The following is a 21831-nucleotide window of genomic DNA, read 5'->3' on the forward strand; positions in this document are numbered from 1 at the left end:
GGGGAATTCGCGACGCCCTTCAGCCGCCCGTCTCAGGCGATCGAAACGACGATCTTGCCCTTGGCGCTGCGGTCGGTGATGGCCGCGTGAGCGTCGGCGACCGTTTCCAGCGTGTAGGCGCGTGGATCCAGGCGGGGCAGCAGCTTGCCCGCCTCGACCAGGGCGGCGATGTTCTTCAGCAGTTCGCCATGGTGGGGGCGGCCCACCCCGGTCAGCAACGGCGCCAGGGTGAAGACGCCGGAATAGGTCGCCCCCTTGAAGGACAGGGGCGCCAGGGCATGGCTGCCCCAACCCAGCGCGCTGACCACATGGCCGAAGCGGGCCACCGCCTGGAAGGACGCGTCCAGCACCGCGCCGCCGTTGGTGTCGTACACCAGCTCGAAGCCTTTGCCGCCCGTCAGCCGCGCCACGTAATCCACCACCGTTTCGGTCGCGTAATCGATGGGCGTGGCGCCCAGGCCGTGCACATATCCGGCATCCTCGGCGCTGGCCGTGGCATAGACCTTGGCGCCCAGGGCGCGACCGATCTGCACCGCCATGTGGCCGACACCGCCGGCGCCGCCCTGGACCAGCAGGGTCTGCCCCGGGCGTACCTTGGCGCGATCGACCAGCCCTTCCCAGGCGGTGATGGCCACCAGCGGCAGGGCCGCAGCCTCCCGCATTGTCAGGTTGGCGGGCTTCAGCGCCAGCAAATCGGCATCAACCGCGGCGTACTGGGCGAGGGAGCCCTGAAGGCCGCCCACACCGCCGGTCATGCCGTAAACCTCGTCACCCGGGCGGAAGGTGGTGACGCTGGGGCCTACCGCCTCGACCACGCCGGCCAGGTCCAGGCCCAGGATGGCCGGTAGCGGGTGGCGCGCATGGGCGGCGGCGGCGGCGCGGATCTTGGTGTCCAGCGGATTGACCCCGCTGGCCTGGATGCGGACCAGCACCTGGCCGGCGGCGGGCTGGGGGCGGGCGATATCGGCGATGCGGAAGGGGCCGTTCTGCGTCTCGACGATCGCGGCCTTCATGGTGGGGGGCATGGTGGGGGGCATGGTGGGGGGCATGGTGGGGATCATGGCGTTCTGCTCCGGTTCGGGGGGGGCGCTCATCGGCGCCCACAGACCTTGCGCCCAAGCAAGATGCATGGAAATCTTAAGAACTGTACGAATATCATGCAGTTTTGTTTGGCCGATTTTGTTTGGATAAGCTTATGCGCGTCCTGGAATGGAGTGACCTGCCCATCTTCCTGGCCATCGCGCGGGAAGGTACCTTGGGCGCCGCCGCCCGCAAGCTGGGCCAGACGCAGCCGACCATGGGCCGGCGCCTGCGCGCGCTGGAGGAGGCGGTGGGCGCCGCCCTGTTCCAGCGCACCAGCGACGGCTTCGTCCTGACGGACGAGGGCCAGGCCATGCTGGGCCCGGCCTTGCGCATGGAGGAGGAGGCGCAGGCCATGCAGCGCCAGCTGGCGGGCAGCGTCGGCGGGCTGGAGGGCCTGCTGCGCGTCTCCTGTTCCGACTGGTTCGGGGTGACGATGCTTTCCCCCGTGCTGGCGGAATTCGCCGGCATGCACCCGGCCGTGGTGGTGGAACTGCTGACCGACCCGCGCCTCTACAGCCTGCCCCGGCGGGAGGCGGATCTGGCCCTGCGCATCCGGCCGTTTGATGAGCCGGAGGTCATCGCTCGCAGGCTGGTGACCATCCCCTATGGCCTCTACGCCAAGCCCGGCCTGTGGAACCCGGTGGCGGGCGACGGCGCCGGTTGCCGGCTGGTGCTGATGGACACGGCCTTCGGCGGCATGCCCGACGTGAGCTGGGCCACCCGCCTGCTGCCCAAGGCCGCGGTGGTGTCGCGCAGCAACAACCGCGAAGTCCAAGCCCGCCTGTGCGCCTTGGGGGCGGGCCTGGCGGTGCTGCCCCGCCCCTTGGGGGACAGCACCCCTGGCATCGCCTTGGTGGATCTAGGCGAGGCGCCGCCCAGCCGCGACACCTGGATCGGCTATCACCGCGACCTGCGGCGCCTGCCCCGCCTGCGGGCGCTGTTCGATTTGATCGTCCAGCGCCTAGCCAATTGAGGCATATGGCAGCGCGCTCCATCCCTGCCAGCCGATATAGAGGCCGACCAGGATGATCAGCGCGCCGGACGCATAGGGCGCGCGGCGGGCCAGCGTGGCGAAGGCGGGGCCCCAGCGGCGGGAGGCGTGGCGCATGCCCAGCGCCGCCACGGCACCCACGCTGACCATGGTCAAGGCCAGGCCGATGCTGAAGCACAGCACCAGGGCCACGCCCAGGCTGACCTGCTTCAACTGCAGGCACAACAGCAGCACGGTGATGGCGGCGGGGCAGGGGATCAGCCCGCCCGTCAGGCCGAACAGCACGATTTGGCCCGTAGTCACCGTGCGGTTGGCGAAGCGCCGCTGGATGTCGGCGGCATGCGCCAACTCATGCGCGTCCTGATAACCGGTGACGCCCAGGTCCACGCCCGGCGCCCGGTGCCCATGGTCATGCCCATGCCCGTGGTCATGGTGGCCGTGATGGTCATGATCATGATGGTGATCATGATCGTGATCGGGATCGTGATCGTGGTGATGGGCTTCCTCCTCCCGCTGGGCCTGGTGGGTGCGCCACAGCATCCACAGGGCGACGGCGATGATCAGGGCGGCCGACGCGATCTGGAAATATGGCTCCGTCGTTCCGGCGTTCCAGTTACGGCCGAAATGCAGGCCGGCCAGCGCCACGGCCCACACCACCAGGGTATGCGACAGTGTGGCCGACAGGCCCAACAGCACGGCCTGTCCCACCGTTCCCCGGATGGCGATGATGAAGGCCGCCATCATGGTTTTGGAGTGCCCCGGCTCCAGCCCATGCAGGGCGCCTAGAAGGATGGCGCTGGGAATGAACAGCCAGGCGTTGCCGGCCCCCTGTTGCAGCAAATCGGAAAGTGGAGTCATGGGTGGGTGCCGGGGCGATGGGTGTGTGTCATGGTGGTGGCAACCTATCCCCCCAGAGGGGATATGACAAGGCCCTTGCTGATCATCGGGAACCGCCGCCCAGCCTGGGTGTTGACGCGAGCGAGCCCTCCCCGAACCCATGCCCCCAAACCCATGTCCCGTGGGGTTGCTGGTCCAGGGGTGCGGGCGGCGCGTCAACCCAGGCGAAGGAGTGTGCGATGCGGATCCAGGAAATCATGTCCACCAACGTGAAGCTGGCGACGCCGGACCAGAAGCTGCGCGAGGCCGCGCGGCTGATGTCCGAATGCGACATCGGCGCCATCCCTGTCGGCCAGGGCGACCGTCTGGTCGGCATGATCACCGACCGCGACATCGCCATCCGCGGTGTCGCCGAGGGGCGCGGCCCCGACGCCACGGTGGGCGAGGTCATGACGCCCCAGGTCTGCTACTGCTATGAGGACGAGGATGTGGAGCAAGTGTGCCACAACATGGTGAACGTGCAGATGCGCCGCCTGCCCGTCCTGAACCGGGAAAAGCGCCTGGTTGGCATTGTCGCGCTGGGCGATCTGGCGGTGCGCGCCAGCGCCACCGCCGGCCGGGCCCTGAGCGGCATCTCCCAGCGGGACTGACGCCGCGGGACTGACGCCATGGATCGCGACCTGGCCGGGCTCGCAGCCGGCGCGGCGGACTGCCGGCGGTGCGACCTTTACCGTGGCGCCACCCAGGTGGTGTTCGGCGAAGGGCCGGCGCACGCACCCCTGGTGCTGGTGGGCGAACAGCCCGGCGATCAGGAGGACAAGGCGGGCCGTCCCTTCGTCGGTCCGGCGGGGCGTATATTGGACGAGGCGCTGGCGGCAGCCGGCCTGGAGCGGGATAATCTTTTCGTCACCAACGCCGTCAAACACTTCAAGCATGAGATGCGCGGCAAGCGCCGCATGCATCAACGCCCCAACCAGGGGGAGGTGGAGGCCTGCCGCTGGTGGCTGGACCGGGAAATGGCGCTGATCCAGCCCGCCGTCATCGTGGCTTTGGGCGCCACCGCGGCCCGGTCGCTGATGGGCCGTACCGTCGCCCTGGTCCGTGAGGGCGGCAAACCCCTGGCCTGGGCCGATGGCCGGCCCGGCATTGCGACATACCATCCCTCCGCCGTGCTGCGGGCCTGGGATGATGCCGCCCGCGCCCGCACCTATGACGCCCTGGTGGCCGCCCTGCGGCAGGCACGGGACATGGCGGGAGCCGACTACAGTAAAAAGACAATAAAGATGGGAATTTAAGCGGGGCTCGAGCTTATCTATATTCAGAAAATTAGCAAATACGGAGAAAAATCTGGAACTGCAACAGTGGCGGCGGTCTTTAACAGGTATCCAGCGCATGAGCCGCGTTGGATGCTTTGGGGCCGCTGAAGCGGCTTCAAGGCTTAATTTCCGAAGCAGAATGGAGTGATCCTATGGCTTCCAACACGTCGAACCGCGGCTTCGCGTCCATGGACGACGACAAGCAGCGCGAGATCACCGCCAAGGGCGGCTCCAGTGTTCCGGATGAGAAGCGGAGCTTCTCCCAGGATCATGAACTGGCCGCCGAGGCCGGCCGCAAGGGTGGCCAAGCCTCCGGCGGCAATTTCGCCCATGATCGGGAACGCGCCTCGGAGGCCGGCCGCAAGGGCGGCCAGCACTAAGGCGCGTACCATGGCCCGGGCGGCGGTGGCGCCGCCGTGGCCCTGGACAATTTTCCCCGGGATAATTTTCGGGGTGTTCATGAGGAAGGGGGCTGGGCCTGCGGGTCTGGCCCCCAGCCTTATGGGAGAGGTGTTTCAGGCGCGTATGGCGTGTTCCTGTAGTGAAGGAAATATATTATACAACTATAAGCGAAGCTTCGGCTTAGCTATACTTTGAAAAACTATAAATTTTAAATAAAAGCTGGAACCCGGAAGAACGTACCCTCTTATATGCGGGCGCCGTGAAGAAGAAGCGTTCGGGCAATAGGCAGGGCCGGGCGCGGCGCATCGCTGACATAAGAGAGGATGTCATGACCAAGGACAGCAACACCCGCGGCCGCGGCTTCGCTTCCATGGATGAGGGCAAGCAGCGGGATATCGCCAGCAAGGGTGGCTCCAGCGTGCCGAATGAAAAGCGCAGTTTTTCCCAGGACTCCGGGTTGGCCGCGGCCGCCGGCCGCAAGGGGGGACGGAACGTTCCCGACCAGAAGCGCAGCTTTTCCCAAAACCGGGACCTGGCGGCCGAAGCGGGCCGCAAGGGCGGCCAGGCGTCCGGCGGCAATTTCGCCAACGACCGGGCGCGCGCGGCGGAGGCGGGGCGCAAGGGCGGCACCAGCCACGCCCATCGCTGACGGCGTCAGGTAGGGCCGTACGGAAATCGGCCACGCCGGCGCGCCTGCCGCCGGCGTGGCCGACATTCCATCCGGAACCCAGCCCATCCGGAACCCCGCGCCCTTCCGCGCGGTTCATCTTGCGCAGCCGCTTGGCCGCATAATTGGAGCATTCCCATGGACGATGCCATCCCCCCGCAGCAGCAAGACCACCAGCCGGGCCGTGAGCGCGAGATGACGCCGGCGCCGGACTATGCCCCGCGCTTTCCCGGCGCGGGCCGCCTGGCGGACAAGGTGGCGCTGATCACCGGCGGTGACAGCGGCATTGGCCGCGCCGTGGCCGTTCTCATGGCCCGCGAGGGGGCCGATGTCGCCATCGTCTACCTGGATGAGCATGAGGACGCGGCCGACACTGTGACGCTGATCGAGGCCGAGGGCCGGCGCGGCTTGGCCATCGCCGGCGACGTGGGGTCGGAATCCTTCTGCAGGGAGGCCGTGGACAAGGTGGTGGCCACGTTCGGCAAGCTGGACGTCCTGGTCAACAACGCCGCCGAGCAGCACACCACCGATGGCCTGGGCGACCTGACGGCGGAGCAGTTGGAGCGCACCTTCCGCACCAATGTCTTCGGCTACTTCTTCATGTCCAAGATGGCGCTGCAGCACATGCAGCGCGGCGGCGCCATCGTCAATACCACCTCCGTCACCGCCTATAAAGGCAGCCCGCACCTGCTGGACTATTCGGCCACCCGTGGCGCCGTGCTGGCCTTCACCCGATCCCTGTCGCAGTTGCTGGTCGAGGCGGGCATCCGCGTCAACGCCGTGGCGCCGGGGCCCATCTGGACGCCCCTGATCCCGGCCTCCTTCGGCGCGGACAAGGTGGCGGAGCATGGCAAGAACACGCCCATGGGCCGTCCGGGCCAGCCGAACGAGGTCGCGTCCTGCCACGTCTTCCTGGCCAGCGACGAGGCCTCCTACATGACGGGGCAGGTCATGCACCCCAACGGCGGCACGGTCGTGAATTCCTGAGGCGGCAGGGAGATGGGTGGCGGGGAATTAGGCACAGGTCGGCCGTGCCGGCCACCACAACTTATGGACTGCCCTCACCCTGCCCACCGTCCGGCCCGAGGGCCCGCTGCAGCATCACGGTGTCGGTCCATTTGCCGAAGCGGAAGGCCACCGCCGCCAGATAGCCGACCTGACGGAAGCCACAGGCCTCATGCAATCGCAGGGAGGCGGCGTTGGAGGCATCGACATAACCGATCATCTGGCGGAAGCCGGCGGCGGCGCATTCCTCGATCAGGGCGGGCAGCAGCGCCCGGCCGATGCCGCGATGCAGGCGGTCGGGATGAATGTAGATCGAATGCTTGACCGTGAACCGGTAGGCGGGGCGCTTGCGAAACAGCACGGCGTAGGCGTAGCCGACCACGACACCGTCGATGGTTGCGACCAGGTGGGGCAGCTTGTGCTTGCGCATGTTCTTGCGCCGCGCCTTCAGATCCTCGATGTCGAACGGGGTCGGCACAAAGGTGCCAAGGTTGCCGACGCCATGCCCGATGTGATGCCGGTAGATGTCGAGCATGGCCGGCACATCCTCGTCATTCGAGTGGCGCAGCACGATGGGCGACGGCAGCGTCCCCGGCATGGGCGAGGCCAGGTCCTGGCTGGTGCCAGGATCCTGGTTCATGCTGGGAACAGGCATGGAAGAGTCGGTCATGGCGGACATTCCGGCACGCTTACTCCTGCATCACATAGGTATAGAAACGCATCGATCCATCGGGCTCGACCTTGCGATAGAGGCCCTGCACCTCGTTCTCGAAACCGGGGAACAGGTTGGCGCTCTGCTCGAACATCTTGAGATAATCCAGCATGGGCTTGGCCCGCGCGCCCAGGCGCTCGCCCGGAACGATGGTGGCGATGCCCGGCGGATAGACCAGGAACAGGGTGGTCGCGATGCGGCCGTCGATCTCGCTCAGGGGCAGGTAATCGACCTTGTTGCGCACCAGGCTGCGCGCCGCCTCATGGGGCGGCACCACCATTTCCGGCAGGTGCTCGGGCGCGAACTGCTTCTGTTGCAGCGCGCTGACGTTGATCTCGCGATAGAAGGCGTGCATCTGGGCGCACAGGTCGCGCAGGCGCACGCCCCGGTACCGCTGCGGCCAGCGGGCGACGAAGCGGGGCATGACGTCGTCCAGCAGGGCGTTGTCGTCATGCAGACGCTTGAACGCCGCCAGCGCGCTCAGCAGCGTGCCGGCCTTGCTGGACTCCACGCCGGGCGTCAGCAGGAACAGCAGGGAGTTGAGGTCGTTCTTCTCCGGCACCACGCGGTTCTCGCGCAGGTACTGGGCCACCACCGGGGCCGGTATGCCGTGGTCGGCATAGGTGCCCGTCCGCCGGTCGAACCCCGGCGTCAGGATGATCAGCTTGTTGGGGTCGGTCATGGCCAACCCCTCGGTCACATGGCTGAAGCCGTGCCAGGTCTCACCGGGTGAGAAGGACCAGTACCGCGCATTGGTGGCCAGTTCGTCGGTGCTCAGGCTTTCCCAGGCCACCTCGTGAGCCGTATCCTCAGGGCCGGAGCCCGGGGGCGAGACGACATCGGGAATGAAGGGCTCGAAAAACCAGCGGCGCGCCGGGTCGGTTTCCTTCTGTTCATACTCGCGCCGCAGCGCGCGCAGTTTCTTGCGCAACTCGATGCCCAGGCGGACCGTGTCATCCCACAGGATGGTGCCGGACCGCCCCTTCATCATTTGCGCGCCCACGTCCAGCGAGGCGAACAGGGGATAGAAGGGGGAGGTGGAGGCGTGCTGCAGGAAGCTTTCGTTGAAGCGGCGATGCTCCACCCGGCGCTTCTGGCCCTTGATGTGCCGGTCGCGGACATGGATCTGCGACGCCTGGGAGAAGCTGGCCAGCTGCTTGTGCGTCGACTGGGTGGCGATGATGCCCGGCGCATCCTCACCCAGATCCTTCAGGCCCATGGCGAAGCGGCCGGCATAGAGCGGGTGGAATTTCATGAAGCCGGCCCAGGCCTCGTCGAACAGGATGTATTCGCAGAGATGGCCGATCCGGTTCAGGATCATCTCCGCGCTGTAGATGGTGCCGTCGTAGGTGCATTGCTCGATGACCGCGACGCGGAAGGGGCGGGGCTTCTGCCACGCCTCGGGATCGGTCACGTGGGGGTTCAGCCGGATCTTCTCCCGGATGGCCGCCTCATCCAGCGCCTGGCTCTGGATGGGCCCGATCATGCCGTAGCAGTTGCGGTCGGTTTCCAGATAGATGGGAATGCCGCCGCTGATCAGCAGGGCGCCGTGGTGGGCGGCCTTGTGGTTGTTGCGGTCGAACAGGACCAGGTCACCCTCCGCCACCAGGGCGCCCAGCACCACCTTGTTGGAGGAGGAGGTGCCGTTCAGCACGAAGTAGGTCTTCTCCGCCCCGAAGATGGCGGCCGCCTCCTTCTGGGCCCTCAGGGCCGGGCCCTCGTGCGTCAGCAGGTCGCCCAGCTCGATGACCGAATTGTCCAGGTCGTCACGGAACACCGCCTCGCCCAGATGTTCCACGAAAATCTGCCCGATGGGGCTGCGGCTGTAGAAGATGCCGCCATTGTGCCCCGGGCAGGTCCATAGCTGGTTGCCTTCCTCGGCATAATCCACCAGGGCGCCGAAGAAGGGCGTCTTCAGGGTGTCGGCATATTTCTTGAGGCGGCTGATCAGGTTGCGGGCGATAAACTCGGGCGTTTCCTCCGACAGGAAGATGTAGCCGTCGATGAAGTCCAGCACCTCCACCGGGATGTCCTCGAGGCGCTTGCGGCGCACCAGGATGACGATGGGCATGTCCAGGCCGCGGCGGCGCATCAGGTTGATCAGGGCCGCCGTCTTGCCCTCCAGCCCGCGCTTGCCCCAGTCGACCACCATGCAGCCGATGGCGGCGTCGGTCTGGACGGCGATCTCCGCATCCTCGACCCGCCGCGCCTTGACCACCTCAATGCCGTCGTCCTCGATGGCCGCGATGATTTTCTGAAGCCGCATGCCTTCCAGGTCATCGGCGTCGAAGCCGGGGGCGCAAAGAAGAACAGTGAAACGCTTAAAGAAATCCATTGCCAAGCCATCCTTTGCTCAAAACGCGCTGCTGTTCAGGGCATTCTGCCGAATCATTTAATGACAATTACGTGACGGTTTCGCCCCATACCTTTGGACCGCGCCGCAGTATTATCTTAAGCCACAGCGTTTCGCTTAATACAAACGCTACCGCATGGCGACCGGGATCAAAACCGCCCAGTGTCGCAAGAGGGTGTTTGCCGCGTCCATCAGCTCGGCCATCTTGGGCTTTGTCACCAAACTGCAAACGCTTCCAGGTAACCGTTGGGGAACCAGGAGGATGAACCATGACCGAACACGACAAGACCGAGACCCGCAGCTGGTTGGACATCGAGCTCGAAGACGATCTGGACGAAGAGCTTGAGCAGGCTGTTGACGATGTGCGCATCCCGCCCGAGCTGCGCGCCCTGATGGAAAGGCGCCAGAAGAGCACCCTAGACCGCCACACCTATTTCCGCGAGCTGCTGCGCCTGCAGAGCGAGCTGGTGAAGCTGCAGGACTGGGTGCGCTTCAAGGGCCTCAAGATGGTGATCCTGTTCGAGGGCCGCGACAGCGCTGGCAAGGGCGGCGCCATCAAGCGCATCACCCAGCGCGTCAACCCGCGCAGTTGCCGGGTCGTGGCGCTGCCGGCCCCGTCCGACCGCGAGAAGACCCAGTGGTACTTCCAGCGCTATGTCCCGCACCTGCCCGCCGCCGGCGAGATCGTGCTGTTCGACCGCAGCTGGTACAACCGCGCCGGCGTCGAACGCGTCATGGGCTTCGCCACCGATACCGAGGTGGAGGACTTCTTCCGCGACGTGCCGGAGTTCGAGCGCATGCTGGTGCGCTCCGGCATCATCCTGGTGAAGTATTGGTTCTCCATCACCGATGAGGAACAGCAGCTGCGCTTCCTCATGCGCATCCACGACCCCATCAAGCAATGGAAGCTGTCGCCCATGGACCTGCAGTCCCGCGTGCGCTGGGAACAGTACACCATGGCCAAGGAGGACATGTTCGCCCGCACCAGCATCCCCGAGGCGCCGTGGCACATCGTGGAAGGCAACGACAAGAAGCGCGCGCGCCTGAACCTCATCTCGCACCTGCTCTCGGTCGTGCCGTATGAGGAGGTGCCGCATGAGGCCGTGGCGCTGCCGGAGCGGGTGTTCAACCCGAATTACGAGCGCCACACCCTGCCGGCCGACCTGTACGTGCCCGAGCGCTACTGAGCGGGCACCGGTAGCCGTGAAAACAAAGCCCTGGCCGGCCGCGTGCCGGTCGGGGCCGTTGCGGGCCGTCGTGGTTCCGCGCATCGTCCGCCCAAATCGTATCGGGGCGGGCGGCCTGCTTCAATCCGGTGATCACCAGACCGCCGGCCCGGCGTCGCAGCAGCAGGGGGCGAGCCTGCTCCAAAGCACCGGATTCGCCGCAGTCGGCCTGACCGCGACCGCCAAAATATAAACTAAAGGTTATAATCCGTGGTTCCGGTCAGGTTCCGCGAGCGGGGCGGCCTGATTCATTGGGATAGCTTGCCCAGCCGAGCAGGGCGGCTGACGAGGTTCGGCCTTTCAGCATTAAGGGTTAAAAACAGGTAAACGCGCCGCGTAACCGGGCGCGCGTCGGCGCGTTTAATACCCAAATGTAGCCAATATGTACGCAAGGGTTAGCGCCGAGTGGTGGAAAGATAGCCATAAATTTACGAGTTGTTACTAAATGTGATGAAATCAGACACAGGGAAATGTTTAAGGAACATTAACCAACTGGACCTTTCGCCTTCCCCGATAGTTGAATCCTCTGAAGATGCAATTGACATGGCCTACCCATCTATCCCAAAAGGTGGTGGCGTGCTTGTCCCCTTCGGACAGGTTGGGAACTTCGGTGCACGGGGCGCCGGGTTTCGGACGCGGAAGAAGGGTTGGGGTGGCAAGAAACGGATTTGGGTGTCGGGCGATCTTCCCCGGCGATACCCCAAAGCCGCCTTTTTTGTCTCTCAACCCGTCAACGGTGCAAACCAGTGGTTGGGAGTGGGGCGGCATGGCGAAGCAGACGGTTACGCGCGGTCGGGGCACGAGGAAGTCACAGCAGGCCGTTCTGCTGGGCGCATCGGCGCTGGCCATCGGCGCGGGCTTGGCCGCGCCGAAGTCGGCATGGGCCGCCGCCTGCGGCAGCTTCCAAAGCAACTCCACCGTCGGCTCGGCGGCCAATTGCACCACCTTCATCTGGACCGGCACGCTGGGCACCGTCATCAACAACGGCCGGCTGATCGGTGGGGCAACGGGCTCAAGCAGCACCCTGAACGCCGGCTTTAGCATCATTGGCGGCAAGACGCTGACCGGCCTGTTCAATAACAACATCATCGGCGGCACGGCCACGGCCGGCGGCTACGCGGCCATCATCCTCACCGGCACGCCCACCTTCACCACCACCGCCGGCACCATCAGCTACGGCATCAGCGCCTATACCACCGTCGGCACCATCAACAACGCGGCCACCGGCACCATCCTGTCGGACGGCTTCGGCGGTGCGCTCAAGATCCAGAACGGCGTGAAGATCGGCGGCTTCACCAACGACGGCACCATCCTGGCCAATGGCAACAGCGCCATTAACCTGACGGGCGGCAGCATCGGCACGCTGACCAACAACGGTTACATCTACAGCTCGGTGGGCGGTGCCGTAGACGTCGACGTCATCGTCACCATCAGCACCATCGGCACCCTGATCAACACCGGCATCCTGCGCGGCAACGCCGGCGGTACCGGCGCGCTGAACGTGTTCGGTGTCGTGGGCTCGGTCAACAACTCCGGCACCATCCTCAATGATTCCGGCCCGGGCGTGGAGGTCCGCAACTACGGTGGCTACGGCCCCACCGCCACCTTCCACAGCCACGTCGGGCAGGACGGCACCATCGCCACCCTGACCAACAGCGGCACCATCACCGGAACCGCCGGCGTGGCCATTGGCGCCGGCGGCTCCATCGTCAGTCTGGTCAACACCAGCACCGGCACCATCCGGGGTTCCTCCACCATCGTCGCCGGCAGCACCACCGCCGGCGCCATCAACGTCGCTGCCACCACCGGCAATCCGTCGGTCACCCACAACGGCTATCTCGGCACGCTGAACAACGCCGGCCTGATTGTCGGCGGCATCTACAGCACCGGCGGCACCATCGGCGGCATCCGCACCATCATCAACAGCGGTACCATCCAGGGCAACGTTACCATCAGTAACCCGCTGGTCCTGGTGGGCGGCACCGCCGGCACCATCGGTACCTTCGGCCCCGGCGGCACGCTGGCCACCACCCTGATGGGCACCGCCGGCATTTCCATCGCCGGCGGTTCGTTGTTCCTCGACGACCGGCTCTGGGTCGGTGCCAACACCTTGAGCAACGTCGGTGGCGACCTGACCATCGCCGCCGGCAAGATCCTGACCGGCAACTACTACCAGACCCTGGCCAACAGCACGCTGACCACCAGCGGCCTGACGGTGACGGGCCGCATGACGCTGGCCCGCGGCACCATCGTCCCATCCTTCAGCAGCACCGGCAACTTCATCGTCGGCACCGCCGGCAACATCCTGTTCTCCTCCGCCATCGTCAACCAGTCCGCCGTCTTCGCCCCCGTTCAGAAACCCGCCGGGGCGAATTTCAGCAACATCACCTCCGGCGGCACCACGCTGATCTACGCCAATCCGCTCAGCGACTACATCGGCGGCGCCATGGGCACCCTGGCCGTGGCGCAGGGCGGCACCTTGAACGGCGCCGGCACCATCAGCGGTACCTTGGTTCCGACCGCGCTCTACATCGCCAGCACCGGCAGTCTGGGCACCCTCAGCAACAGCGGCGTCATCCGCGGCGACATCATCAACCTCAGCGCCATCGACCTCAGCATCAAGGGCGGCACGCTGACCACCATCGGCACCCTGGCGGGCTACGGCGGCGCGACCGGCACCATCACCAACACGCTGTCCAACGTCGTGCTGACGTCGGGCAACCTGCTGCTGAACGACACCGTCAACGTCGGCGTCAACACGCTGTCCAACCTGGGCGCCAGCCTGACCATCGCGCCCGCCGGCACTATCAGCGTCACCGGCAACTATGCCCAGACGGCCGGCACCCTGGTGCTGAACAACAGCCGCCTGGTGGTCAGCGGCGGGGCCAGCATCACCGGCGGCACCGTCCTCGCCAGCATCGACGCCACCCAGAACTACGTCGTGGGTGACACCGCCACCGGCGGTACCGTCACCCTGATCTCGGCCGGCGCGGCCTCCACCTACACCGCCGCCATCCGCGGCACCTCGCCCGGCATCAACCTGGGCACCGTCGCCAGCGGCAACGACCTGGTGGGGGCGGTCAGGAACGACTACATCGCCGGCAGCTACGGCACCATCACCAACAGCGGCACGCTGTCCTCGACCACCGCGCTGTACATCGCCGCGACCGGCACGCTGGGCGCCCTGTCCAACACAGGCGTCATCGCCGGCAGCATCGTCAACAACAGCGCCCGGGATCTGATTCTCCAGGGTGCCAGCGGCGCCAGCTATGGCACCGTCACCGGCACCGGTGGTTCCATCGGCGTGTTGCGCAACACGCTCAGCAACGTCACGCTGACCGGCAACGTCCTGCTGAACGACGCCGTCAGCCTCGGCGCCAACACCCTGGTCAACGCCGGCGGCAACCTGCGCCTCGACAGCATCATCAACGTCACCGGCAACTACAGCCAGACCGGCGGCACCCTGCTGGAACGCTCCGCCGTCGGCGGCGGCCAGCTGATCGTCAGCGGTGCTGCCGTGGTCAGCGGCGCCACCTATTCCGTGGTCGGGGCGCCCGCCGGCTACCATTATCTGCAGGGCCCCGCCGGTGGCACGCCCATCATTTCCGGCGGCGCCGGGTCCAGCTACACCAGCATCACCTACGACAGCGGCATCACCGGCCTGACCCTGGGCGGCTACACCCAGGGCACCAGCCTGTGGGGCTCCATCCTCAACGATTACGTCGGCGACAGCCTGGCCGCCATAGCCATCGGCAGCGGCACGGTCCTGGCGGCCCAGGCCGGCGTCCAGACCCTGATCTACATCAGCGGCGCGGGTACGCTGGGCACCCTGTCCAACAGCGGCACCGTCCAGGGCAACATCAACAACACCGGTTCGGCCGATCTGAACATCCGGGGTGGCAGTGGTGCCACCGGCGGCACGTTCACGGGCGCCGGCGGCACGCTGGGCACCATCACCAACACCAACAGCAACGTGGTCCTCTCGGGCGGCAACGTGTACCTGGCGGATCAGGTCAACGTCGGCAGCGGCCTGTTGTACAACACCGGCGCGACGCTGAGCGTGGCGCCGGGCGTGACGGTCACGGGCAACTATCTGCAAAACAATGCCAACGGCACCCTGGTCCTGGGCGTGGGCGCCCCCTTGGTGGTCAGCGGCGGCGCCACCATCAGCGACGGCTACGTCAAGGTCGGCAGCTTCGACAGCTTGACCAACCATGTGGCGGGCGAAACCACGATCCTGGTGCAGGCGGGTGCGGCCTCCAGCTACAGCCTGGTCAGCAGCCAGACCGTGCCGGTGGTCCAGTCGAACGTGGGCGGGCTGGGCGTCATCGGCACCCAGGTGGGCAATAACCTGCAGGCCGTGGTCGAGAACGACTACTTCGGCACCTCTGCCGCCGCCTTCACCCAGGCCGGCACCATCGTGCTGGGCACCAACAGCCAGGCCAGCGCCGCCCTGTACGTGGCGGGCACGGCCACCATCGGCATCCTGACCAACACCGGCGTGCTGAACGGCGAGGCCAACTTCGGCAACGGCATCTTCATGGGGTCGGCGGGCACGCTGGGTGCTTCCATCGGCACGCTGGTCAACAGCGGCATCATCGCCGGCCGCGTCGGTGTCGCCAACTACAGCGGTGTCATCGGCACCATCGACAACAGTGGCCAGATCCTGGACAGCCTGCCCAACTCGGGCATCTACAACAGCAACACCATCACCCTGGTGAACAACCGGGCGGACGGCACCATCGCCGGCGCCTACGGCATCGCCAACAGCAACCTGCTTGGCACCATTCTGAACGCCGGGCTGGTCGCCGGCTCCGTCACCAGCGGGTCGAGCACCGCGGTGGGCATCGCCAACTACGGCACGATCAACACCCTGACCAACAGCGGCCGCATCGTGGGGACGGCCGCCCGGATCGCGGACGGCGTGCTGAACTATGGCACCCTGGGCACCCTGAGCAACGCCACGGGCGGCACCATCGTTGTCAGCGGCGCCATCGTCAGCGGCACCGGCAACGTCATCGCCGGCGTGGCCAACGGCGGCACCATCGGCACCCTGTCCAACAGCGGCTTGGTCACCGTCACCGCCAACAACACCGTCACCGGCTTCAACGTGGTGGCGGGCATCGCCAACCTGTCGGGCGGCACGATCAGCGTGCTGGCCAACGCCAGTACCATCGCCGCTACCGGCAGCATCACCGACTTCAACAGCTCCCGCCAGGCGGGCGTGTTCAACGCCGGGGTGGTCGGCACGCTGTCCAACACCGTGGGCGGGGTCATCAGCGGCCGGGCCCTCGGCGTGGACAACTATGCCAGCGGCAGCATCGCCCAATTCGCCAACGCCGGCACCATCACGTCCACCTCCCGCTCCGCCCTGTTCAACGAGGGCACGATCGGCACGCTGAGCAACAGCGGTGTCATCCGGGGCGCCAACACCGGTCTGTTGATGGGGGGCACCCGCAGCACCATCGTCAGCCTGATCAATGACGGCCTCATCCAGGGCGTGAACTCCCAGGGCGTCGCCCTCCTCGCCAACACCACCATCGTCAGCCTGGTCAATACCGGAACCATTCTGGGCGGCAGTTCGGCCATCGACAATTTCGGCACCATCGGCACCCTGACCAATAGTGGGACCATCCAGGGTCAGACCGCGCTGCGCCTGGGCAGCGGCGGCACCATCGGCACCTTCACCAACAGCGGCACCATCGCCGGCTCCATCAAGAACGGCGCCTCCACCGCCCTGACCATCGGCGGCGGTGCGGGCACGGTGGTGGGCGTGCTGACGGGCAGCAGCGGCGGCGTGGGCAGCGCCGACAAGGGGCGGATCACCAGCACGGGCGCCGACCTGGTGTTCAGCGGCGGCAACCTGTTGCTGAACGACGACATCACTGCCACCGGCCGCACCGTGGCCAACAGCGGCGCCTCCCTGCGCCTATCCAACACCGTCATCGTCACCGGCGCCTATACGCAGGGCGCCACCGGCACGCTGGTGCTGGGCAGCGGCGCGCTGCTGTCGGTGACCGGTGCGGCCACCGTCACCGCGGGCACGGTCACCTCCAGCGGCTTCAATGCCGCCGGCAACTACCTGGCGGGTGGCAGCAACGTCACCCTGGTGCAGGGCGGCGCCGGCTCGTCCTACAACACCACGGTGGTGGCGGGCGGCGGCATCACCGGCTTGGGCCTGACCGGCAGTGTGTCGGGCAACAACCTGCTGGCCGTTGTCGGCAACGACTATGTTGGCGGCTCACAAGGTTCCATCGTCAACAGCGGCTTGCTGAGCTATAGCGGCGCCAACACGGGTGCCGTCTACGTGGCCGGTACCGGCAGCCTGGGCACCCTGGTCAACAGCGGCACCATCGCCGGTTCCATCGCGGTGGAGGTGGCGTCGGGCGGTACCCTGGGCCAGGTGGTCAACACCGGCATCGTCAGCGGCAACCTGGTCAACCTATCGACCAACGGGCTTGTCCTGTCGGGCGGCACGGTCGCCGGCACCTACGCCGGTGGCACCATCACCAGCACCTTGGCCAACGTGACCCTGGCCTCGGGCGCCATGGTTCTGGCCGACGCGGTCAATGTCGGGGCCGGCACGCTGGTCAATGGCGGCGCCAGCGTCCAGTTGGCCTCCATCGTCAGCGTCACCGGCAACTACAGCCAGTCCACCGGAACGCTGGTGCTGGGGACGAGCGGCGAATTGGTGGTCAGCGGTGCCGCCGTCATGACCGGCGGCGCCGTGGCTGCGACCCTGTCCGCGACGGCCAACTACCTGGTGGGCCAGGGCGGCACCACGCTGGTGGCCGGCGGCGTCGGGTCCAGCTACAGCGGTGTCAGCCTGCAGGCCAACACCATCGCCGGCCTGGTCGCCGCCGCGGGTGGCGTGGGCACCAACCTGGTGGTGACGGGGGCCAACGACTATGTCGGGACCCTGCTGCCCACGCTGGACAACAGCCTCAGCATCGGCGGGGCCGGCATACAGACGGCCCTGTTCGTGCGCGGCACGGGCAGCATCGGCACGGTCAGCAACAGCGGCACGCTGGCGGGCGTCGGCGCCGTCACGGGCTACGGCGCCTCCATCGCCGGCACCATCGGCACCCTGACCAACAGCGGCGTCGTCAGCGGCGACGGCACCAACGGCGGCTATGGCCTGCTGAACCGGGGCACCATCGCCACGCTGATCAACACGGTGGGCGGCACCTTCGCCGGCCTGGCGGGCACGGTGGGCTATGGCCTGATCAACCTGAGCATCCTGAACACCGTCGTCAACTATGGCCTGCTGACCGGCCATGACGGCGGCCTGCAGAACATGGGCACCATCCAGCTGCTGGACAACGCGGCCGGCGGCACCATCCGGTCCAACAGCGCCAGCGCGCAGCAGGGGCTGCGCAACGACGGCACCATCGTCACGCTGCTGAACGACGGCCTGATCGGCAACAACTACGGCCTGTTCCAGGCGGCGGGCACGATCCAGACGCTGGTGAACAACGGCACCATCGCGGCCAACGCCAGCGGCGTGTACATGAGCGCCGCCATCGGGACCATCAGCAACAGCGGCACCATCACCGCGGCGCACAAGGCCATCGTGGCCAACTCGACCCTGACGGCGCTGCTGAACAGCGGCACGCTCAAGGGCACGCAGGCGCTGGCCATCGGCGTGAACGGCCGTGTGGGCACGCTGGTCAACAGCGGCGTGATCCAGGGCAACATCGTCAATACCGGGACCGTCGGCCTGACCATCGGCGGCGGCACCAACGGCACCATCGGCACCCTGACCGGCTTCACGGGCCGGGGCACCATCACCAACACCGCCGGCAACCTGGTGTTCTCCTCCGGCGACCTGCTGCTGAACGACAACATCAATGTCGGCGCCAACACGGTGGCCAACACCGGCGCCAGTCTGTCGTTGGCCACCCTGACGACCGTCACCGGCACCTACAGCCAGACCAGCGGTACCCTGGCGGTGACCCCCGGCACCAGCCAGTTGATGGTCAACGGGGTCGCCAGCATCACGGGCGGCACGGTCAAGGCCAACTTCACCAGCGCCGGCACCTACCTTGCCGGCGCCGCCACCTTGGTCAGCAGCAGCGGCGCCTCCTCCTACGCCGGCGCCGTCGTCACGGCCAACAGCGTCACGGGCCTCGCCACCGGCAGCAGCAGCATCAGCGGCAACGACCTGCTGTTGGCCATCAGGAACGACTATGTTGGCGGCGGCTTGGCGACACTGGCCAACACCAGCTCCATCGGCGGCGTCCAGACGGCGGCCTATATCGCCGCCACGGGCAGCGTCGGCACGCTCAGCAACAGCGGCACGCTGGCGGGCACCATCAATGCGCTGGCCATCAGCGCTGGCGGCAGCCTGGGTACGCTGGTCAACACCGGTGCCCTGCAGGGCAACATCACCAACGCCAGCACCAACGCCTTCACCATCCTGGGCGGCAACGGCGGCACGGTGGGCACGCTGACCGGTTTCTCCGGCAGCATCGGCACGATCGCCAGCACCGGCGCCAACGTGGTCCTGGCCAGCGGCAACCTGCTGCTGAACGACCAGGTCAACGTCGGCGGCAATACCCTGGTCAACAGCGGCGCCTCGGTCCGGCTGGGCACCCTCCTCACCGTGACGGGCGCCTACAGCCAGTCGGCAGGCACCCTGGATGTGGGCGGTAACCGCCTGGTGGTCAGCAATGCCGCCAGCATCACCGGCGGTACGGTCGTCACCACGCTGTCCAGTTCCGTCAACTACATCGCGGGCCAGGTGGGTGGCACGCTGGTGACGGGTGGCGTCGGGTCGAACTACACCGGCGTCAGCGTTTCCGCCGGCACCATCTTCGGCCTGGCCGTGGGCGGCACCACCAGCGGTACCAACCTGGTGGTCGTGGGGCAGAACGACTACATCGGCGGCAGCCTGGCCAGCCTGGGCAACACGGGCAGCATCGGCGGCGTGCTGTACGCGGCCTACGTCACCTCCACCGGCACCCTGGGCACCCTGAACAACAGCGGCACCCTGGCCGGCGTGGGCGCCAGCACCACGGCGGCGGGCGTGCGCAACGCCGGCAGCATCGGCACGCTGTCCAACAGCGGCGTCATCCGTGTCGCCGGCGCGCACTTCAGCGACGCCCTCTACAACACCGGCACCATCGGCACGCTGCTGAACGCCGCCGGCGGCACCATCGCCGCCACCGTCACCGGTGCCGGTGTGCTGAACGTCGGGCTGATCGGCACCCTGGGCAACAGCGGCACCATCATCGCCGCCAGCTCTGGCCTGGAAAACATCGGCACCATCGCCACGCTGAACAACGCCGGCACCATCACCGGCAACACCGGTATCAGCAATGGCGGCAGCATCGGCACGCTGATCAACAGCGGCCGCCTGAACGGCAACCTCGGCCTCTACCAGCACGGCGCCGTCATCGGCACCGTGATCAACAGCGGCGTGCTGGGCGGCAGCGCCGGCGTCTTCGCCAATTCCGGCATCAACACCTTCATCAACAGCGGAACGCTGCTGGGCACCAACAACAGCACCGGTGCCCTGTCGCTGGCGGGCAGCGCCACGATCGGCACGCTGATCAACAGCGGCGTCATCAACGGCGACATCATCAACAACGGCGCGGGCGACCTGTCCATCGGCGGCGGCACATCCGGCACTGTGGGCACCCTGACCGGCGGCAGCATCACCAGCACGCTGCACAACGTGGTGTTCAGCAGCGGCGCCCTGGCGCTGGGCGACGCCATCAACGTGGGCGCCAACACGGTGCTGAACACCGGCGCCAACCTGGCGCTGGCCAGCACCGTCAGCATCACCGGCAACTACACCCAGTCGGCCGGAGCGCTGGTGGTCAGCCCCGGCGTCAGTGAACTTGTGGTCAGCGGCATCGCCAGCATCAGCGGCGGCAAGGTCAGCACCAGCCTGTCCAGCACCGGCAACTATCTGGCGGGCGCCAACTACACCCTAGTGCAGGGCGCCGCGGGTTCCAGCTACACCGGCGCGACCCTCACCGTCACGGGGGTGACGGGCCTCAGCTTCGGCACATCCATCGTCACCGTTGGCAGCAACGTCGATCTGCTGATGGCCTTCAACAACGACTATGTCGGCGGCACCCTCGCCTTCCTCAACAACCCCGGCACCATCAGCGCCAACACCGGCATCTACGTCACCAGCACCGGCTCGGTCGGCAGCCTGACCAATAGCGGCCTGCTGAATGGGCGCTACGCCTTCATCAACCAGGGCAGCGTCGGCACCCTGGTCAACACCGGCGTGATCGCGGCGGGCAGCACCGGGGTCCAGGGCCAGGGCAACTACGGCACGGTCATCAACAGCGGCACCATCAGCGGCGCCGACGTGGCCGTGGCCTTCGGCGGGTCCGTCGGCACGCTGGTGAACAGCGGCCTGATCAGCGGCCCCGCGGCGGTCTATGACGGCAGCATCCTGGGCACCCTGGTGAACAGCGGCGTCATCCAGGGCGATATCATCAACGCCTCGGCCAACGCCCTGACCCTCCAGGGTGCTGTCGCAAGCACCTTGTTCGGCACCTTCACCGGCCAGTCGGGCCTGGGCAACATCACCAGCACGCTGGCCGACGTGGTGCTGGCGGCCGGCAACCTGGTCCTGAACGACCAGGTCGATGTCGGCAGCCATACGCTGGTCAACAGCGGCGCCATAGCTGAACTGACCAGCCTGGTCAACGTCACCGGCAACTACAGCCAGTCCGCCGGCGCGCTGTTGATCAACTACGGCAGCGCCCAACTGGCCGTCAGCGGTGCGGCGGTCCTGACCGGCGGCACCATCGCCGCCACGGGCGTGCCGGGCACCATCAACATGCTGGCGGGCGTGGGCGACACCGTGGCCCTGGTGGCCGGTGGCACCGGCTCCAGCTATACCGGCCTCAGCTACACCAGCGACGTGACGGGGATGGAGGTCACGGGCAGCGTCGGCGGCAACAACCTCTACCTGGCCGGCATCAACGACTATGTCGGCGGCAGCATCGGCACCCTCAGCAACACGGGCACCATCAACGCCAACAACGCCGTCTACGTGGCGGCGACGGGCAGCCTGGGCAGCCTGACCAACAGCGGCACGCTGCAGGGCGCCAACGCCGCCCTGAACAACCTGGGCTCCATCGGCTCCATCCTCAACGGCACGTTGGGCACACTGGGCATCATGGTGGGTGCGGTGGGTGTTGCCAACAGCGGCAGCATCGGCACGCTGGTCAGCTATGGTATCGTCACCGGCACCACCGGGGCGGCCGTGGAC

12 protein-coding genes are annotated in these 21831 nt (G+C 66.9%); 8 read left to right on the plus strand and 4 right to left on the minus strand.

Annotated elements, in window-relative coordinates; translation table 11 throughout:
* Positions 1 to 32 precede the first annotated feature (32 nt).
* Positions 33 to 1094, minus strand: coding sequence for a zinc-dependent alcohol dehydrogenase family protein (locus tag FBZ89_RS23175; protein WP_246172488.1), 1062 nt, complete (start codon positions 1092 to 1094; stop codon positions 33 to 35).
* A 101-nt stretch (positions 1095 to 1195) separates the two neighbouring features.
* Between FBZ89_RS23175 and FBZ89_RS23180 the strand changes: the two genes are divergently transcribed.
* Positions 1196 to 2056, plus strand: coding sequence for a LysR family transcriptional regulator (locus tag FBZ89_RS23180; RefSeq protein WP_145752565.1), 861 nt, complete (start codon positions 1196 to 1198; stop codon positions 2054 to 2056).
* Here the strand turns inward: FBZ89_RS23180 and FBZ89_RS23185 are convergent.
* The gene (locus tag FBZ89_RS23185) at positions 2045 to 2932 is read right to left on the minus strand and encodes a nickel/cobalt efflux transporter (protein WP_145752567.1); all 888 of its coding nucleotides are present in this window, start codon (positions 2930 to 2932) and stop codon (positions 2045 to 2047) included. The two genes, FBZ89_RS23180 and FBZ89_RS23185, sit on opposite strands and share 12 nt — an antisense overlap.
* A 218-nt stretch (positions 2933 to 3150) precedes the next feature.
* Between FBZ89_RS23185 and FBZ89_RS23190 the strand changes: the two genes are divergently transcribed.
* The 5 genes from FBZ89_RS23190 to FBZ89_RS23210 all read left to right on the plus strand — a co-directional run bounded on the left by FBZ89_RS23190 (position 3151) and on the right by FBZ89_RS23210 (position 6283).
* Positions 3151 to 3561 carry a CBS domain-containing protein gene (locus tag FBZ89_RS23190; protein ID WP_040845805.1) on the plus strand — a complete coding sequence of 137 codons (411 nt, stop codon included), beginning with the start codon at positions 3151 to 3153 and terminating at the stop codon, positions 3559 to 3561.
* Positions 3562 to 3579: 18 nt separating this feature from the next.
* Positions 3580 to 4206 (plus strand): UdgX family uracil-DNA binding protein, encoded by a 627-nt coding sequence (locus FBZ89_RS23195; RefSeq protein ID WP_145752569.1) that lies wholly within the window; start codon positions 3580 to 3582, stop codon positions 4204 to 4206.
* A 173-nt stretch (positions 4207 to 4379) separates the two neighbouring features.
* Positions 4380 to 4607 (plus strand): con-10 family general stress protein, encoded by a 228-nt coding sequence (locus tag FBZ89_RS23200; protein ID WP_145752570.1) that lies wholly within the window; start codon positions 4380 to 4382, stop codon positions 4605 to 4607.
* A 350-nt stretch (positions 4608 to 4957) separates the two neighbouring features.
* Positions 4958 to 5278, plus strand: a complete 321-nt coding sequence (locus FBZ89_RS23205; protein WP_145752572.1) for a con-10 family general stress protein — start codon at positions 4958 to 4960, stop codon at positions 5276 to 5278.
* 156 nt (positions 5279 to 5434) lie between these two features.
* Positions 5435 to 6283 carry an SDR family oxidoreductase gene (locus FBZ89_RS23210; protein ID WP_145752574.1) on the plus strand — a complete coding sequence of 283 codons (849 nt, stop codon included), beginning with the start codon at positions 5435 to 5437 and terminating at the stop codon, positions 6281 to 6283.
* Between the two features lie 61 nt (positions 6284 to 6344).
* Here the strand turns inward: FBZ89_RS23210 and FBZ89_RS23215 are convergent, their stop codons facing one another.
* A complete protein-coding gene (locus FBZ89_RS23215; RefSeq protein WP_211115325.1) occupies positions 6345 to 6971 on the minus strand; it encodes a GNAT family N-acetyltransferase in 627 nt (208 codons plus the stop codon).
* Between the two features lie 19 nt (positions 6972 to 6990).
* Entirely contained in the window at positions 6991 to 9348 is a 2358-nt protein-coding gene (locus tag FBZ89_RS23220; protein WP_145752576.1) for an Orn/Lys/Arg family decarboxylase, read from the minus strand.
* Between the two features lie 287 nt (positions 9349 to 9635).
* On the opposite strand from FBZ89_RS23220, the gene ppk2 reads away from it, so the two are divergent.
* Both ppk2 and FBZ89_RS23230 read left to right on the plus strand, forming a co-directional pair.
* A complete protein-coding gene (gene ppk2 / locus FBZ89_RS23225) occupies positions 9636 to 10553 on the plus strand; it encodes a polyphosphate kinase 2 (protein WP_145752578.1) in 918 nt (305 codons plus the stop codon).
* Between the two features lie 805 nt (positions 10554 to 11358).
* On the plus strand, positions 11359 to 21831 hold a 10473-nt coding region (locus FBZ89_RS23230; protein ID WP_145752579.1), incomplete at its 3' end, for a beta strand repeat-containing protein.

It is taken from the genome of Nitrospirillum amazonense, assembly GCF_007828045.1.
Lineage (GTDB): Bacteria > Pseudomonadota > Alphaproteobacteria > Azospirillales > Azospirillaceae > Nitrospirillum > Nitrospirillum amazonense_C.

What these genes read in the sequence shown, in the direction of transcription:
- FBZ89_RS23205 (WP_145752572.1), top strand. Translation starts at nt 4,958, where the DNA reads ATGACCAAGGACAGCAACACCCGCGGCCGCGGCTTCGCTTCCATGGAT.
- FBZ89_RS23185 (WP_145752567.1), bottom strand. Translation starts at nt 2,932, where the DNA reads ATGACTCCACTTTCCGATTTGCTGCAACAGGGGGCCGGCAACGCCTGG.
- FBZ89_RS23220 (WP_145752576.1), bottom strand. Translation starts at nt 9,348, where the DNA reads ATGGATTTCTTTAAGCGTTTCACTGTTCTTCTTTGCGCCCCCGGCTTC.
- FBZ89_RS23180 (WP_145752565.1), top strand. Translation starts at nt 1,196, where the DNA reads ATGCGCGTCCTGGAATGGAGTGACCTGCCCATCTTCCTGGCCATCGCG.
- FBZ89_RS23175 (WP_246172488.1), bottom strand. Translation starts at nt 1,094, where the DNA reads ATGAGCGCCCCCCCCGAACCGGAGCAGAACGCCATGATCCCCACCATG.
- ppk2 (WP_145752578.1), top strand. Translation starts at nt 9,636, where the DNA reads ATGACCGAACACGACAAGACCGAGACCCGCAGCTGGTTGGACATCGAG.
- FBZ89_RS23210 (WP_145752574.1), top strand. Translation starts at nt 5,435, where the DNA reads ATGGACGATGCCATCCCCCCGCAGCAGCAAGACCACCAGCCGGGCCGT.
- FBZ89_RS23215 (WP_211115325.1), bottom strand. Translation starts at nt 6,971, where the DNA reads ATGACCGACTCTTCCATGCCTGTTCCCAGCATGAACCAGGATCCTGGC.
- FBZ89_RS23200 (WP_145752570.1), top strand. Translation starts at nt 4,380, where the DNA reads ATGGCTTCCAACACGTCGAACCGCGGCTTCGCGTCCATGGACGACGAC.
- FBZ89_RS23190 (WP_040845805.1), top strand. Translation starts at nt 3,151, where the DNA reads ATGCGGATCCAGGAAATCATGTCCACCAACGTGAAGCTGGCGACGCCG.
- FBZ89_RS23195 (WP_145752569.1), top strand. Translation starts at nt 3,580, where the DNA reads ATGGATCGCGACCTGGCCGGGCTCGCAGCCGGCGCGGCGGACTGCCGG.